Annotated in this window: 14 protein-coding genes; 6 read left to right on the forward strand and 8 right to left on the reverse strand. The window is 59.9% G+C overall.

The window, feature by feature from the left end:
• From AWB67_RS39965 to AWB67_RS31190, 5 genes are all read right to left on the reverse strand, one after another.
• On the reverse strand, positions 1-110 hold a 110-nt coding region (locus tag AWB67_RS39965), incomplete at its 3' end, for a helix-turn-helix domain-containing protein (protein ID WP_143328433.1).
• Positions 111-1,507: 1,397 nt separating this feature from the next.
• The gene (locus AWB67_RS31175) at positions 1,508-1,705 is read right to left on the reverse strand and encodes a hypothetical protein (protein WP_087659965.1); all 198 of its coding nucleotides are present in this window, start codon (positions 1,703-1,705) and stop codon (positions 1,508-1,510) included.
• A 326-nt stretch (positions 1,706-2,031) separates the two neighbouring features.
• Positions 2,032-2,595: an Hsp20/alpha crystallin family protein gene (locus AWB67_RS31180; protein ID WP_087659976.1), complete on the reverse strand. Its 564-nt coding sequence runs from the start codon at positions 2,593-2,595 to the stop codon at positions 2,032-2,034.
• 364 nt (positions 2,596-2,959) lie between these two features.
• The gene (locus AWB67_RS31185) at positions 2,960-3,367 is read right to left on the reverse strand and encodes an Hsp20/alpha crystallin family protein (protein WP_087659966.1); all 408 of its coding nucleotides are present in this window, start codon (positions 3,365-3,367) and stop codon (positions 2,960-2,962) included.
• Between the two features lie 24 nt (positions 3,368-3,391).
• Positions 3,392-3,859, reverse strand: a complete 468-nt coding sequence (locus AWB67_RS31190; RefSeq protein WP_087659967.1) for an Hsp20/alpha crystallin family protein — start codon at positions 3,857-3,859, stop codon at positions 3,392-3,394.
• A gap of 243 nt (positions 3,860-4,102) precedes the next feature.
• On the opposite strand from AWB67_RS31190, the gene AWB67_RS31195 reads away from it, so the two are divergent.
• From AWB67_RS31195 to AWB67_RS43510, 4 genes are all read left to right on the forward strand, one after another.
• Positions 4,103-4,486: a hypothetical protein gene (locus AWB67_RS31195; RefSeq protein WP_087659968.1), complete on the forward strand. Its 384-nt coding sequence runs from the start codon at positions 4,103-4,105 to the stop codon at positions 4,484-4,486.
• Between the two features lie 637 nt (positions 4,487-5,123).
• A complete protein-coding gene (locus AWB67_RS31200; protein WP_087659969.1) occupies positions 5,124-5,990 on the forward strand; it encodes a manganese catalase family protein in 867 nt (288 codons plus the stop codon).
• A 349-nt stretch (positions 5,991-6,339) separates the two neighbouring features.
• Positions 6,340-7,461: a sensor histidine kinase gene (locus tag AWB67_RS31205; protein ID WP_087659970.1), complete on the forward strand. Its 1,122-nt coding sequence runs from the start codon at positions 6,340-6,342 to the stop codon at positions 7,459-7,461.
• 618 nt (positions 7,462-8,079) lie between these two features.
• Positions 8,080-8,322, forward strand: a complete 243-nt coding sequence (locus tag AWB67_RS43510) for a response regulator (protein ID WP_159965011.1) — start codon at positions 8,080-8,082, stop codon at positions 8,320-8,322.
• Positions 8,323-8,421: 99 nt separating this feature from the next.
• Here the strand turns inward: AWB67_RS43510 and AWB67_RS43055 are convergent, their stop codons facing one another.
• The 3 genes from AWB67_RS43055 to AWB67_RS31225 form a co-directional block, all read right to left on the reverse strand.
• The gene (locus AWB67_RS43055) at positions 8,422-8,679 is read right to left on the reverse strand and encodes a DUF2934 domain-containing protein (RefSeq protein WP_327366794.1); all 258 of its coding nucleotides are present in this window, start codon (positions 8,677-8,679) and stop codon (positions 8,422-8,424) included.
• A 162-nt stretch (positions 8,680-8,841) separates the two neighbouring features.
• Positions 8,842-10,521, reverse strand: coding sequence for a response regulator (locus AWB67_RS31220; RefSeq protein ID WP_087659972.1), 1,680 nt, complete (start codon positions 10,519-10,521; stop codon positions 8,842-8,844).
• Positions 10,522-10,525: 4 nt separating this feature from the next.
• Positions 10,526-12,043, reverse strand: a complete 1,518-nt coding sequence (locus AWB67_RS31225; RefSeq protein ID WP_087659973.1) for an ATPase domain-containing protein — start codon at positions 12,041-12,043, stop codon at positions 10,526-10,528.
• 255 nt (positions 12,044-12,298) lie between these two features.
• Between AWB67_RS31225 and AWB67_RS31230 the strand changes: the two genes are divergently transcribed.
• On the forward strand, positions 12,299-13,102 hold the full coding sequence (locus AWB67_RS31230; protein ID WP_087659974.1) for an alpha/beta fold hydrolase: 804 nt from the start codon (positions 12,299-12,301) through the stop codon (positions 13,100-13,102).
• A gap of 32 nt (positions 13,103-13,134) precedes the next feature.
• A complete protein-coding gene (locus tag AWB67_RS31235; protein WP_235025431.1) occupies positions 13,135-14,688 on the forward strand; it encodes a hybrid sensor histidine kinase/response regulator in 1,554 nt (517 codons plus the stop codon).
• Positions 14,689-15,147 lie beyond the last annotated feature (459 nt).

Consider the following 15,147-nt stretch of genomic DNA (forward strand, 5'->3'; position numbering starts at 1 on the left):
CCGAGCATTCGGGCCATGGCCCGAATGCTCACATCCTGCAGTCGTAGGCTTGCGATGGCGAGGCGTTCTTCAGGTTGCAGCTGCTGGTACGAAGTAGTTTTGTCGGGCATTGCAACACCTTATACGAGACAAGTGTTGCACCTCGCTTTTGAGGCCGTCGAGGTTAATCTTGAAGTCGCTTCCTAACCATTTCCCAATCTATTCCTACAGTACCGATATGCCACCTGGCATTTGCAAAAAGATCTACCCCGATGGTCGGTCCGAGTTCGTGAAATTTGATTTGGAAAGCAACGAAGAGTTGGTTGTGCCGCTAGCAGAGGCTCTCGATCGCTTTGCGAGACTTGCTTCCAACTCAGACTCACTAAAATAACCGCCGTGCTCGCTTTGACATTACGTGCGACACCCGCATTCGACTGTGCCGCAATGCAGCCCACCACGTGCTTAAGGAGTGCCAGCCGCAGTCCCACCCCACCGCGTGAGCGGTCGACGACCGCTCAGCCTGAGCGAATAGGTCGAACGCACGCGTGGTCGCCATGGGCCTCCATGTCGACGCCCTCGTCGCACAGGTTATCTCCAAATTTTGCCATCGCCCTCGGCGTGTATCTCAATGTCGGGCCGATCGGGAGCGTACTTGTCCGCGTTGTTAAGCAGCTTGGCTACCGCCTGCACCACTCCCGCCTCCCACCCGGGACGATCACCTCCTCCAGCGGTAGGTGCACCGCCAGTTGCGGCCGACACAGCTGTTCAGCGGCAGGACCTCGATTGATTTGATTGATTCCCCACGACAGTCTGAGCGGTAATCGGGGCCCTGACCAATGTCATCAGCCCTCGCGTAACGCGCGGGACATCCCGCAGGTCGCCCACCAGCACCTTTATGCGCGCCACTTGGCGCCCGATGATGGCACTGCTGGCGCCCCTGCGTCTCGGCAAGCTTGCCACTATGAGCAGTTCTGTCGCAGCAGAAAAATGGGCGCCAGCGGGTTGCGCAACTCGTGCGCAACCATGCAAAAAACCCGTCCTCTGGTTGGTCGGCCGCCCTCAACTTCTGCTCCTTCGTTTTGCGGCCGGCGATGTCGCGGAGGAGCGATGCGATCCCGCCTTCGCCGGTCGCGCAGGCGCGCATTTCCTCCGATTGTCATCGATGTAGATTACCTCTGGCGGTATTGTCACGTGGGGGCCCCGCCGCTTTACGTCACCCCGGCGCATCGCTTCGGATCAGAAACCCAAGTTGTTACGCCCGATGACCGCGTTGCGAAGGCGCGCAATGCGCATCCCTTCCGCGTTTATGACGACCATCCTTTACGCGAAAAGAAGCCCGCCGTAAAGACGGGCAATCCATCACGTTGGGGAACACGCGAAGGAGACGCTTTCGTTTTAGCAGAGCATTGCCGCAAAGCAAGATTTATTAGCGCTTCAGGCAGGCACGCTTTCGCAAGTCACGCGCTCACGTCTGTATGCTTCGCCCGGTGCGGCACAGCGCGGGCGGAATGGAGGCGAACGTGCTCGATCACTCGTGCCCTTGAAGTCGGTCTGCTTTGTCGGACCGACCAGCAGGCGGCGCTATCAGCCGCCCGGCCCACATCCGCGCATTGGGCCATTGCTTGGCGCGCGTCATTTGATCTGGCGTCTTGGCAGCGATGAAGCGTTCGATTGCCGAATTCATCCGGCGCCGGGCGTACTCCTTGATTTGATCGGGGGTTTTCATAAAGCTCCTTTCGCCACAACGAAATCGCGCCCAAGCGGGTCAAGCGAAGGGCTCACACGCCCCGCCCCCGCCGGAGGCTACGAGGCAAATGCAAAAAGGAGGCCCGCCGAATCAGCTGCACCGGCTATCGTGCCAATCGCTGCGGACCAGCGGGGCAGATGACGTCGACCCTCAGGTGAGGAATCGATAACGCACGCTCGTGGGCCCTTACTGGATCCGAACCGGGGAGCGACCGATTGAATGTTGGCTGCCCTACCACGAGCGGACGACCGAGACTACACCGCTCGCGTTATCCCAATCTGCATGAGCAACGTCGCTGCCCAATGCTAGCCAATATCAATTGTGCGGCTCACAGATCGTGGCGGCTCCTGTTTCGGCACGGTCAGGGTTAGCACGCCCTTGTCAAACTTTGCGAGAGCATGGTCCGGATCGGCATCTTCTGGCATCGGGATGGTGCGCGTGAAGGCCCCGTATGCGCGCTCAAGCCGGTAGCAGCCGTCCTCTTCGCTATGCACATCCTGCTTTTTCTCGCCGCGCAACACCAGCGCCCCGTCCTCGACGCTGACCGTCAGGTCGTCCCGCTCCATGCCTGGCAGCTCGACGCTTACGCGCAGTATTTTTCCCTCGTCGACCACGTCGATGCGAGGCTGGAAACGCGACGAGCTGAAGTCGCCAAACCATCGATCGAGTGCCCCGCGGGCTGCCAACGGATCGTGAAAAAATTCCTCCATCGCACGCCACGGATCGCGTGAGAAAAGTCGCGGAATGTCAGGCCACGTGCCACGCCATTGTTCGCTGCTCGGCGGACTTTGCGGACTTTCCGCGTCTGGCTTGCGTCCTGAACCGCGGAGAAATTTGAAAGGGTTCCACTTCTTCAGGTCAGGGTTCATCTTATGCTCCTCGATGATGTAGCCGGAGTACCGGGCTCGCACTGCTACTTTTCTGCTGACGTCCCCGGACAACACGCCCTGCGCGGCGCTGGCGCCTAGCGCCATCGGGGGCGAATCTACCATTTGCCGGCAGCCTGACGGGCGTGCTGCGAGGGCGTCACGCTGCACCTTATCAGCGGCCAGTACCGCTGGGCACAGCGAGGGCTGATGCCAGTCGGTCAGCAGCGGCGCATCAAGCTTAATCATGACTGGCGGGATTCGTTCAACATAGGGCTGGTCCGCTTGAACCGCGGCACCGACGTCGTCCAAGTGCTAATCGTGTCTCCGCACCACCATTTCGCACGCCTCTGCTGGTCTTCGTGGCTCAGTTCGTCTGGACCTCGATCCGTCGCGGCCGTGCTTCGTCGCGACGCGGAATCGTCAGCTTCAGCACGCCCTCCTGCAGGTTTGCATCGATCTTTGACGTATCAAAGTCCGGGCTGAGTGAGAATGCGCGCGCAAAGTGCGGTTCTCGAATCTCGGCGTGCTCCAGCCGCAGACCGGCGGGTGTCGGCACGACCGCCTTGGCCTCGATGTACAGATTGCCGTCGTGCACCTTCACGTCGAGTTGGTCCTTCGTGACGCCTGGCAGGTCAGCCCACACGGTGATGCCCTGACTATCCTCGAATACGTCGACAGCCGGCGTAAGAGTCGTCCGTCGTGCAGGTTGATCGCTATTGCGTCGCGCTACCACTTCCTGGTCGCGTTCAGCAACCTGTGTCCTGTCGTTCATGGTTTGCTCCTTGAATAAGTGGCATTACTGGACGGTGATGGCCCGCGGCTTCGACGCTTCGCGCTTGCCGACGGTGATCGACAGGCAGCCATTGGCGTAGCGCGCCTGCACCTTGTCTGGGTCGGCGTTCTGCGGCAGCTCGATCACGCGGCGGAACGCACCGGTGAAGCGCTCCTGCGCATAGGTGCGGATGGCGTCGCGGGTCTGGCTATCGGGGGTGCCACTGCTGAGCTCCGGCCGCGCTGACTTGCGCTCGCCGGCGATCGTCAGCAGCCCCTTGTCAGTCGACACGTCCAGTTCAGCGGCGCTGAGGCCCGGCGCGAACGCAACTATCTCAATCGAGTCGTCGGTCGCGCCGATATTCACCTGCGGGAAGGCGCCAGCGCGGCCGGAGCGAATGCTGGACGGAAAGCCACCGAACAGGCTCGCCATCTCGCGCTGCAGTCGGTCAAGTTCGCTGAACAGGTCGGCTCCGGAATAGAGATCACTCATGGTCGTATCCTCCTTGAATGCAGCACGGAGGCGAACGGGCCTACGCGCTCCAGTCCGCCTGCCATGCTGCTGGCAAACAAATCGAAACACGCAGCGCGCCTGATACACCAGCGCATCTGCCTGAGCGAAATCTACGATAGGCGCTACTGCACAAATTTCAAGGGGCTGGACTGAAAATTCGGTCTTGAAAACTGACTGCCAGCCCCTATTGTCGCGATGGCGGCAAAGCACGTGGAGGAAGCAATGGAATTCAATTCGGACTGGCTCACCGTAGGCAGACATCGCGCCCGGCTGCGCTCCAGCAAGGGCTTTCCGACTGAAGCGATGCGCAGCGTGGCGGAGGTCGTGAGGCTGGCCATCGACAACAACATGAGTGCACGCGCGCGGCTGGTCGAGATCGTCTTTGACCAGGAACGGACCTACGAGATCGCCGTCGGGACGACGTTGGTCGAAGACAGCATTTGTGCACCGCAACTAGAAGCGGCGATCGCGGTGGTACTCGGCCTGCAGCCCGAGCAGGTGAACATCGACGTGACGACGGTCAGTCAGGAGGAGGTCGACCTGCACTTCGGCGTCTACGAGCGCATGCTGGCCGAGAAACTGGGCGTTGTGCCACCGATCCAGTGATCGGCCGTTCAAGCGTTTCCTCGCGATGCTGAAAAGGACGCTCACGCGGCAGCGCGCTTCGCCCGACGGTCGGATCCGGTGCCGGTTGGCGCTACTGGAGGACTTGACGCAGCGCAGATAAACGAAGCTCGACGGCATGGCGGATGAGCAAGGAGTGTGATGAGCCGCCGTTTGTGTTTACTGCTCCGATACGTTTGTTCGAGCATCCAGCGTGCACGCCCGGGTCGCCTCGTGCCGGGCGATCGCGCCCAAATATCTTCGTCATCGGCCCAGGCGCGCATTGACCTCGGCCCATGCGTGCGCGTCGATCTGTGCGGTGGAATCGTCGTGAAATTGGCCAATTATTGCGCCCGTCATCAACGATGCGCTCGAGTGTTTGTACCAACCCCCGTAGCCAATGCCGCTCCACCAGGAGCCGCACAGCCATTGCCTCGAGATAGTCCCAAGCTTCGACGGCGTCACGAATGTCAGCCACGGCCGTCCGAATAAGCTGCCTCCTATCGACTCGATAAAAAAATTAAAACAGCGATATCAAAGTCTGGGAATACGCGCTGCTGAGGTTCTGTTTGGGCATCCCGGCATCCCGCCGCCGTCCATCACGCATGCAGAACTCAACTGCTTTTCATGGAGGAACGCCATGTTCGTTCACAACAAGCGTTTGCAGTACACCGTTCGCGTCGCCGCGCCGAATCCGGGCTTGGCTAACTTGCTGCTGGAGCAGTTCGGTGGCCCGCAAGGGGAATTGGCTGCCGCCTGTCGTTACTTTACCCAAGCTGTCGGCGAAGATGATCCGGGCCGCAAGGACTTGCTTTTCGATATCGCGACGGAGGAACTGAGCCATCTGGAGATCATCGGTTCGATCGTCGCGATGCTGAACAAGGGCGCGAAGGGCCAACTGGCCGAAGCCGTCCAGAGCGAAGCCGAGTTGTATCGCTCGCTGACAGGCGGCGGCAACGACTCGCACACGACCGCGCTGCTCTATGGAGGCGGCCCGGCGCTCACGAACTCGGCCGGCGTGCCTTGGACGGCGGCCTACATCGACACCATCGGCGAGCCGACCGCTGACCTGCGTTCGAACATCGCGGCCGAAGCGCGGGCGAAGATCGTTTATGAGCGGCTCATCAACGTGACCGATGACCCCGGCATCAAGGAAGCGCTGGGCTTTCTGATGACGCGTGAGATCGCGCACCAGAAGTCGTTCGAGAAGGCCCTGCATTCGATCCAGCCCAACTTTCCGCAAGGCAAGCTCCCGGGCGTGCCCGAGTTCACGAACGTGTATTACAACATGTCGTCGGGTAACGATGCGCGCGGTCCGTGGAACGACGGCTCTGACTGGAAGTTCGTTGAGGATCCGCAACCGGCAGTCGACGGCGGCGACGGCCTTGCGACGGTTGATGTTTCAGCCGATGACATCGAGGTGTTGAAAGCAATGGCGTCCCGCACCGCGTCTGACACGAGTACCGACCTGACCACGGGTGCCGACCTAGGCGCTGGTCAAGCATAGCGGTGCACAAGCCTCGGTACTTGCTGGCAGTACCGAGGGAGCGCCCTTGCCCACGCCCACACACGTCATGCAAGGGCGTGCACCGTTCGTATTGACGCGCCCCGCTGAAACAACTTCATAGACTTCGTCAGGACAATCACACTGCGCGTTTTTCAGCTCGCTTTTGCGTTGCTTGATCAGTCGGGCGCTCGTGCTCGGCTGCTCCGGCGCGGGGGTGCGCCAGTGCGCAGATCGGCCGGCTCTGTTGCTGGATCGCACATTCGTGCCGACACGTAAAATCCGCACGTGGAAAAGTTGCGCCGGGCGTTGGTTCCGGCAAGAATACCTTACCGCCCCTCCAGAGACTCACATGCGACTCGCTGAATTCATCTTGCGTGATATGGAAGGCATCGTGGCGCAGTGGGAAGCTTTCGCCGCAACCCTGTTACCTGCGGCCGCCAGTATGGAAAAGTTGGCATTGCGTGATCACGCAGAACAGATTTTGGAGGCGGTCGCAAAAGATTTGTCGACCTCTCAAAGTCGGGAGGCACAATCGGAAAAATCAATGGGGCGAACTGGAAAATCAGCCAATTCTCCTGAAACAGCAACGCAGACACACGCCCTGCTGCGGGCGCGAAGCGGCTTCGATATCAGGCAGCTCGTTGCCGAGTACCGAGCGCTTCGCGCCAGCGTTTTGCGGCGCTGGATGGATGACTGCCTCCCTGTTCCCCCGGATGTAGACGACATCATCCGGTTCAATGAGTCAATTGACCAAGCAGTCGCTGAGTCGGTAGGCCTCTTCAGCGCAAACGTCGAGCAATCGCGCGACCTGTTCCTCGGGATGCTAGGACATGATATGCGCAGTCCGCTTCAAACCATTCAGATGACCGCCTCTTATCTTTCGGCACTAAACGCTGGAGAGAAAATATCGGGAGCGGCGTCGCGCTTGATTAGCAGTGGCGCACGCATGCAGGCGCTTCTGGACGATCTGATGGATTTCAATCGAACCAAACTGGGTCTAGGCTTTAATATCGCACCGGTGGAAGTCGACCTCGCAAAGGTATTCGACGATGAACTCGAGAGGGTGCGAGCAGCACACCCGGATCGACGGATCGAATTGACGGTGCATGGAGACGCCAAAGGTGTTTGGGACGGTCGGCGCCTGCAGCAGTTGCTTGGCAACCTCGTTCTGAACGCCATTAAGTACGGAGCACCGGATGCGCCGGTGCATGTGGTAGTCGCGGGTGAATCGGACGAGCTTCGTTTCGAGGTGAAGAACAGCGGACCCGCAATCGAGCGCTTGACGCTGGTCGGGATCTTTGACCCGCTCAAGCGCGGTCCGGACCAACAAAAAAGACATGACGCGGATGGTAACCTCGGGCTGGGACTGTATATCGCCCGCGAGATAGCCAAGGCTCATGGAGGGGATATCGAAGCTCGTTCGGATGCGACTGAGACGGCATTTTCTGTACGGTTGCCGAGGCACATGTAGATCGGATCGCCCGACGCGCGTTGAGCCCTGTCCGCACCAAAATGTACATGCTGAAACCGGATCCGCGCCTGGCGCTGGGCGGCGTACAAGGACCCGGCGACCGAGCGACAAAGCGCCTCGACCACTCAAGGACAGCACCCTCTCTACGTACCGACCTGCTCCTCTGTTAGCTTCTGCTCTGCCAGCATCGTGAGCTTTTTCGTCAGTTCCTTTTTTCCTTTTTTTCCTGCGGCGTTCCAGCAGCAGTTTCATCCGATCAGCGTATCGGAGCTCCCCTTAGCGAATGTGCGGGCGCGCCATAGATCGAGATTGCATTGCTGGGCTGACCAGGAATTGCGCTCGTGCCTGCCGCCCGCCTCGGCACATCGGTTGCTCCGACAGAGCATCAACGTTCGCCACCTATTCTGTCATGCAAGCGGGTATTCGTCGTTTTCATCAGTTGTGGACTACGCGCGCGTTCGAGGCGGTACGACCGCCGGTCACAGCGCTCATCGCCGATGACGACGCCGCGCTGGCTGAAGCGTTGGCCCAGGCGCTAGCGGCGGGCGGATTGAAAGCCAATACGGCGCTCGGTGGGGTCGTCGCAATCCGTGCGACGCGACACTGGACACCGCCCTTGTGGGGCTGGACATTCAAATTCCAGGGTGCGACGGCTTTCATGTTGCCCGAGCGTTTCGGACCTCACCCAGTCTGGCGGTGGTGCCGATCATCGCACACACGTCACTTGCCGAACGCGAGATCATTGAGCGCGGCAAGGCAGCCGGGATCGACGCCTACTGTCGAAAGGGAAACTCGCCGCGCTCGTTGCTGCGGCTGATTGCGCACCTTACCCCCCCCCGCCGGCACTTACCCGCGACTTGAGCATGTAGACCGCGTTGCGCTGTACCCGTCATCTGGCCTGTAGACAGTTGCAAGGTTGCAAGTCGTGATCGCAACCCCAAGGCACAGTCACTGCCAATTTCAATCGCTCGGCGGTGTCCGCTCCTGCTCCTCTGCCAGTTCTCGCTCCACCATCTCTCGCGCCTGTCGCCAGTACTCGTCAGCACATCCCTCCATGCCTCCGTCCTGCTGCCAAAGTTCATACGCTCGTATCCGAATCCGGAACTCCAGAGTCTGCGCTTCCAACTCAACCTCCATGTTTCGGCGAGTCGACGCCCCGCATGAGTCGGCAACGGGCGTGCTCTGGTTGGGAGAAAATTGTAACGCGGAGCTAGTCATGGCAAAAGCCGAGGGACCTGGCGTCTTTACGAGTCGCCACGGAGGCCCGCATTCGTGGCGAAACTCGTGTCCTGCGTGCCGAATCTGCTACGCCGTCGTGGGATCTCATGCCGGGTACGATGCGGCGACAAAATGTTTTGGCGAGCGGACCGGCTAGCCGAATCAGCTACTGAGGCCGAGGCGGACAGTCCGCGCCAGATCATCGAGTTGAAATGGTTTGCGCAGGATAGTGAGGCCCTTTTCGGTCAGCTTCGAGATGTCAACATCGGCGTAACCGGTCGCGAGAATCACCGGAAGATCGGCGCGCAGCCTTCGAGCCTGCGCTATCACCTCCATCCCATTCATGCCCGGCATCGCAAAGTCGACCATCAGCAAATCGGGATCGTCATCCGCAATCCGCCGCAGACCGCTTGGACCGTCAGGGGCATCGGTGACGGTATAACCCAGCGTCTTCAGGCACTCAACAAGCATGGTGCGCACATCTTCATCGTCCTCGACAACCAGAATGCGCTTGACACCATCTGCACTCTGTTCTGGATCGGGCGCTGCTTTCGTCTCAGACAGGTCTTTCGCTCCGAGCGGGAGCCAGAGTTCAACTGTCGTTCCCTTGCCTTGCTCGCTATCGATGCGAGCAGTACCGCCCGCCTGCCGCGCGATTCCATAGACCTGGCTTAGGCCGAGCCCCGTTCCCTTTCCGATAGGTTTGGTGGTAAAGAAGGGATCGAAAACCCGCGCGATCACACTCGCCGGAATTCCTGAGCCGGAATCGCTCACCCCCACTACGACATACTGCTCCGACGTAAAGGTCGCGTCCGGCGCCGGCCGCGTTCCCGTACGTATGGTCAGCTCGCCGCCGTTGGGCATCGCGTCTCGCGCATTGATCGCCAGGTTAAGAATGGCCAGCTCGAGCTGGTTGGCATCCGCCCGAGTCCATAGTTCATCGCCTTCGAAGGCGGTTATGTATTTGATCGACGAGCCCAGCGAAATGGAAATGATGTCGCGCATTCCCTGAAGCAAAGCGATGACGTTGAGCGCTTTCAGATCGAGGTTGCTGGTGCGGGAGAAGGCCAGAAGCTGGCTCGTGAGCTTGGCCCCACGCTCGGTTGCCCGCTTCGTGGTTGCGGCCATATTGCGGATTCGTTCATCGCCGCTAATGCGCGCGATGAGCTCGGCATTAGCCATGATGACATTCAATAGATTGTTGAAGTCATGCGCAATGCCCCCCGTCAATTGCCCCAGCGCTTCCATTTTTTGTGACTGTACCAATACCGCCTGGACCTTTGCGCGCTCGTGGATTTCCTTCATCAACCGGTCGTTAGCGGATGCGAGTTCCTCAGTTCGATCGGCAATGCGGGTTTCGAGCGAATCGTTAAGGCGCTCGAGCGCCTCTTGGGCCTTCGCCCGCTCCAAAAGATGCTGATGCGATTCCGCAAGGTGCCCGCGGGAATCATACTGCCTGGCTCGTGCGCGAAGGGACGACGCGACCGCTCGGCGCAGCGTCTCTGAATGCAGCGGCCGTTCGAGGACCATGGCGTTACCAAACTCTCCCAGCGCCTGCAGGCGAAGTGCCGAGCGCCGCTCAACCCGCTTTCCGGCGAGCACGATAATCGGAAAGTCGGACCAGGCGGGTTGCCGTCTCAGCCAGCCCAAGAAATTGACGGCGTCGTCGACGAACAGCGCTTCCTCGGTAATGACAGCTGCTCCTGCGCCATCCTCCAGCTCGGCCGCCAGCACACGTAAGTTCTCGCATGCGAAGCATTCACGGCCGTCCGCCGCCAGCACGTCCGCGATCACATGAGCGTCACGGCCGAACGGAGCCAATATCAGGACCCGATGCTCCATGGTGTTACTGTCGTGCTGGGTCGAGGACCGCACCTGCCGGCGCGAGCATGGCCGTGCCGCCCTTGTATGCAGGCAAGCCGCTCAAAATGCCTTCGAAGTCACGCAGGGCCTCCCCGACATCTAACCCGGCGTCGCTCAGCCGGAACTGACGTATGGAGCGCTCATGCGCATTCGCCCGGCTCTTAAGCGCAGTCACGGCGGTCAGGACTTCGCCCTGGCGCTCGAAATAGCGGAATAGCAGTACGACGTCGCTCAGGTAACTGATGTCAATATCGCTTTGGATCTCACCGATGATTCCGTGCTGCCCGAGAACCAGCACCGTGACTACGCCCCGTTGATTGAGATACCCAAGCAGTTCATGCATCTGAAGCAGGAGATAGCGCTCCCCGGGCATGGCTTGCAGAAATGCATTGAGACTGTCGATCGCGACATACTGCGCCCCTCCATGCTCCACACGGTTGCGCACATCGCTGGCGAACTCTCCCGGCGATATCTCGGCGGGATCGACCTGGCGAAGCGTCAAAAGCCCGCTTTCGATGTGCGGTCCCAGATGCATGCCAAGCTTCGCGCAGCGCAGCAAAAGCGTGTTAAGGGTCTCGTCAAACAGGTAGTAGACGCACGGTTCGCCACGTTCTAGCGCGGCCAAAAGGCACGAAACGACCGTGGTCGTTTTGCCAACACCGGACGGACCAATCAACAGCGCGTTGGTGCCGGGCACTAACCCTCCTCCAAGCAGCTCGTCGAGGCCCTCCGTTCCCGTACTGCGTGCTTGCCCCGAGAAGTTGCTGTGATGCTCCGCGGCCACCAGCCGCGGGTAGACCTTGATGCCACCCGTATCAAGTGTCATGTCATGGTATCCCTCGCGAAACTTGATTCCGCGCATCTTCGCGATTCGCAAACGGCGGCGTTCGCCTCCGTAGTCGTGCGCGAGGTTATCCAGACTAATTACACCATGCGCGATGCTGTGCAGTTGGAGGTCACCGGGCTCCGCGCTGTTGTCATCGAGAAGCATGACCGTGCAAGCACGCGTGGCGAAGTAACGTTTCAAAGCCAGAATTTGCCTTCGATAGCGCATCGGATTTTGCGAAAGCAGCCGCAGTTCGGACAAACTGTCGAACACGAGGCGCGCCGGCTTGAGCTCGTCCACCTTCTCGATCACGTCCCTCACCGTTTCGCCCAACTCCACTTCCGCCGGATGCAGGACGGATTGTTCGTAGCGCGGATCGAGCCCCTCGTCGGATAAAAGCTCGACGATCGTGAACTGATCAACATCCCATCCGTGACTGGCCGCGACGGCAACGAGTTCGGACTTAGTCTCCGAAAGAGTAATGTACAACCCAACCTCGCCCGATTCAGCACCTTTAAGTAAAAACTGCAAGGCAAACGTAGTTTTGCCCGCGCCAGGCGCCCCCTCGATGAGATACATCCGGTGCGGCGTAAGTCCGCCGCCGAGAATGTCATCGACACCGTCGACTCCTGAGGCGAGGCGAGTCGGCGCGGCCTCTTCTATGTTTTTTTCCATGGCTAATAGTGGTTGAAAATCACTGTTCTTGTTGCGAGCGCGCCGGGTTGGCTGGCGACCGGTGCAGACGTCCCGCAATAAGTGGGCCACGACACCGATCGCGCAATATCCGCTGTTGCGACGCTCAAGTGAATCGCCTTCTGCGCCGTTTGCCGGTCGAAAACGAACGCTCGGAACGTCGCTCGTGAATGTTCTTTAACCCGCTCTTATCTTTGTGAAACAATTACTGGTTGATAACCCACCGGGCCCTTCGCGATGAGTATTCGAACCCGCAACAACGTGCATGTCCATGGCACCGGTCCCGCGACAATCATGTTCGCTCACGGTTTCGGCTGCGACCAGAACATGTGGCGATACATGACGCCAACGTTCGGCGAACGGTATCGAACGATACTGTTCGATCTGGTCGGAAGCGGAAACTCGGACCTTCGTGCATATGACCGGGCCAAGTACGGCTCGCTTCACGGATATGCCACGGATCTTCTGGAGATCCTGGACGAGGTTGCCACGGGACCCGTCATCTACGTCGGTCACTCGGTGAGCGCGACGATCGGCATGCTTGCGGCGATCAAGTCTCCCGAGCGCTTCGCGGCCAACGTCATGGTGGGACCGTCGCCCTCGTTCATCAATGACGGCGACTATGTGGGAGGTTTCACGCGAAGGGACATCGAAGACCTTCTGGAGACGCTCGAAAGCAATTACCTCGGATGGTCGAGCACGATGGCACCCGCGATCATGGGGTCGCCCGAGCAACCGGAGCTGGCCGAGGAGCTGACGAACAGCTTTTGCCGCACCGACCCCGACATTGCCAAACATTTCGCGCGCGTCACCTTCTTCGCGGATCACCGCGCAGACCTGACCCGCGTGACGACGCCGACGCTCATCGTCCAGTCCAATGACGATTTGCTCGCACCGCTCGCCGTGGGCGAGTACATGCATCGGGCAATCCCCAACAGTACGCTCAGCGTCGTCGAGAACGTTGGCCATTGCCCACATCTGAGTGCGCCTTGCGCCAGCATCGACGTGACTAAAAAATTTCTCCGCGAGCTGGCGCTCTAGGTATGACCGGCGCAAGCAGGCCGCTGCCCCCGATGAGCGAAGCGTTCGAGCGCGCACCCTGCGGCCTGCTCACGACGACGGCGCAGGGAACCATCGTTCGCGCGAATTCGACGTTTTGCCGATGGACCGGGTATCAACGGGAGGACCTCGTCGAAAAGCGCCGATTGCAGGACCTGCTGACGATCGGGGGCAAGGTCTTCCATCAGACACACTGGGCTCCGCTGCTGCAAATGCAACGCTCCGTCGCCGAGGTGAAGCTCGACATCGTCCATCGCAGCGGGACGATCGTGCCAATGCTCATCAACGCGGCACGTCAGCGCTACGGCGACAATGAGTTCGACGAGTTCGCCCTGCTGGTCGTGGCTGACCGGCATAAATACGAGCGTGAGCTGCTCCGGGCCAGACAGCAGGCCGAAGTGGCGCTGGAGGCCAAACTCGCAGCACAGAAGGCGCTCGAGCTTGCCGACCGTCGTAAGGACGAGTTTCTGGCGACCCTGGCTCATGAACTGCGCAATCCGCTTGCCCCGATAGCATCGGTGGTCGAGCTTTTGCGGCTCAAGGACCTCGCCGATCCGCAGCTGGTTTGGTCGCGCGACGTATTGGAACGTCAGCTCGGCCACATCGCCCATCTCGTTGACGATCTGCTCGACATATCGCGTATCGCCGAGGGAAAAATCGAGTTGCGCAGAGAGAGCGTTGATTTGACGACCGCCATGCGTCACGCAATCGAAGGCTCGCGCTCGCTCATCGACGGCTCATCACACACCTTGTCAGTCGAGTATCCAGAGCCCGCCATTTTCGTCGACGCCGATCAAACCCGCCTCGCCCAGATCATTCAGAACCTGCTCAATAATGCCGCGAAATACACGCCTTCCGGCGGCAAGATAAATCTGAGCACAAAGCGCGACGGGAACGACGCTGTCATCCGCGTTCGAGATACAGGAATCGGGATCGCAGCTGAACACTTATCCGATATTTTCGACATCTTCTCGCAGCTCCCTTCCGGTCGCGAGCGCGCGCAAGGCGGGCTGGGCATCGGCCTGTCTCTTGTGCATGGCCTGACCGAAATGATGGGCGGGTCTGTTTCCGCGAAAAGCGATGGCGTTGGCAAAGGAAGTGAGTTTGTCGTACGTCTTCCGGCCGTCGATCCAGAAGTGCATGGGGTTTCCCGTGAGGAGCCGTTCTACACGGCGCCAGCATCGAAAATGCAGCGAGTTGTGATCATCGACGATGACGACGACGCCGCGACCGGCCTGGCAATGGTGCTGGAAGCGGATGGCCACACGGTCCGTACTGCGCCAGGCGGAAAAGTCGGTTTGCAGCTTGTCCACGACTTCGATGCGCAGGCCGTCATCCTCGATATCAGCCTTCACGATATGAGCGGGTATGACGTCGCGCGCTCGCTGAAAGACGCCCCTAACCGATCTGCCGCCGTGGTCATCGCGCTGACCGGATGGGGACGTGCTCAGGACAAGGAAGCAGCGCAATCAGCGGGCTTCGATTTTCATTTCACTAAGCCGGCCGACATCGACGGCCTGCTTCGAGTGTTGCAAGACTGGGCGATCAACCCGCGTCGCCAGAATTGAGCTGCTCACTTTTGCGACGGTAACGTCCAGAGCGATGGTCAGCCCAGGGCGTCGGATCACCTTCGCTCGAACAGGCTCGCCAGAAGCACATCTACTTGTGCATACTCGACCTGAACAGCGCTAAGGGATGTCGCGCGAAGGGCTTCCCCGCAGCCATCGCTGGGCACCTCAAACGCCGCCGTGGCTCGCCGCCGATATCGCCGGGACCGGCATCGGGCTCGCTGGCTGGTGTGTTATTGCGTGATCTCGTTCCCTAGTCTCCGAAGTAACCGGTATGCCAGTGCTCGTCGCCCGGATTGCGTCAGGCCTGTGCTGTGCGGCTCGGACATGGCGCTCGAGCGCTTGGACCAATTCGCTAAAGCATGTCCTTAAGAATAAGCATGAGCTATCGTTGAATCTGGTGTATGCGGCGTAGGGAAGCAGGAGAAGGCGGTGGCGATTGAAGGAGAATGTTGCTTA

The sequence above is a fragment of the Caballeronia terrestris genome (assembly GCF_001544515.1).
In the GTDB taxonomy this organism is placed as follows: domain Bacteria; phylum Pseudomonadota; class Gammaproteobacteria; order Burkholderiales; family Burkholderiaceae; genus Caballeronia; species Caballeronia terrestris.

Coding starts and splice junctions, on each gene's coding strand:
- AWB67_RS31175 (WP_087659965.1), bottom strand. CDS start 1,705: ATGAAAACCCCCGATCAAATCAAGGAGTACGCCCGGCGCCGGATGAAT.
- AWB67_RS31180 (WP_087659976.1), bottom strand. CDS start 2,595: ATGAACCCTGACCTGAAGAAGTGGAACCCTTTCAAATTTCTCCGCGGT.
- AWB67_RS31185 (WP_087659966.1), bottom strand. CDS start 3,367: ATGAACGACAGGACACAGGTTGCTGAACGCGACCAGGAAGTGGTAGCG.
- AWB67_RS31190 (WP_087659967.1), bottom strand. CDS start 3,859: ATGAGTGATCTCTATTCCGGAGCCGACCTGTTCAGCGAACTTGACCGA.
- AWB67_RS31195 (WP_087659968.1), top strand. CDS start 4,103: ATGGAATTCAATTCGGACTGGCTCACCGTAGGCAGACATCGCGCCCGG.
- AWB67_RS31200 (WP_087659969.1), top strand. CDS start 5,124: ATGTTCGTTCACAACAAGCGTTTGCAGTACACCGTTCGCGTCGCCGCG.
- AWB67_RS31205 (WP_087659970.1), top strand. CDS start 6,340: ATGCGACTCGCTGAATTCATCTTGCGTGATATGGAAGGCATCGTGGCG.
- AWB67_RS43055 (WP_327366794.1), bottom strand. CDS start 8,679: ATGACTAGCTCCGCGTTACAATTTTCTCCCAACCAGAGCACGCCCGTT.
- AWB67_RS31220 (WP_087659972.1), bottom strand. CDS start 10,521: ATGGAGCATCGGGTCCTGATATTGGCTCCGTTCGGCCGTGACGCTCAT.
- AWB67_RS31225 (WP_087659973.1), bottom strand. CDS start 12,043: ATGGAAAAAAACATAGAAGAGGCCGCGCCGACTCGCCTCGCCTCAGGA.
- AWB67_RS31230 (WP_087659974.1), top strand. CDS start 12,299: ATGAGTATTCGAACCCGCAACAACGTGCATGTCCATGGCACCGGTCCC.
- AWB67_RS31235 (WP_235025431.1), top strand. CDS start 13,135: ATGAGCGAAGCGTTCGAGCGCGCACCCTGCGGCCTGCTCACGACGACG.